The following is a 326-nucleotide window of genomic DNA, read 5'->3' as shown; positions in this document are numbered from 1 at the left end:
GCACCGAGTCGCGGATGCCCTGCTCGGTGACGATCAGGTTGCCGCCGCGCAGGATCGGGCTGCTCATCAGGAACCAGCGCATCGCGTCCGCGCCGTCGCGGTCGAAGACCTCCCGGGCGTCGGGATAGTTGCGCAGGGACTTGCTCATCTTGTTGCCGTCGCTGCCCAGCACGATGCCGTGGCTGACACAGTTGCTGAACGCCGGCTTGTCGAAGATCGCGGTGGCCAGGATGTGCAGGGTGTAGACCCAGCCGCGGGTCTGCCCGATGTACTCGACGATGAAGTCGGCCGGGAAGTGGCCGCCCTGGCCGGCCTGCCCGTCGAAC

Annotated in this window: 1 protein-coding gene; it reads right to left on the bottom strand. The window is 67.5% G+C overall.

Annotated elements, in window-relative coordinates; translation table 11 throughout:
- On the bottom strand, positions 1–326 hold a 326-nt coding region (locus tag KSO97_RS17435; RefSeq protein ID WP_232681946.1), incomplete at both ends, for a class I tRNA ligase family protein.

The organism is Nocardioides sp. R-C-SC26 (assembly GCF_021246465.1).
Lineage (GTDB): Bacteria > Actinomycetota > Actinomycetes > Propionibacteriales > Nocardioidaceae > Nocardioides.
Note: the sequence above shows the minus strand (reverse complement) of the source record. Positions and strands in the feature narration are given on the sequence as shown.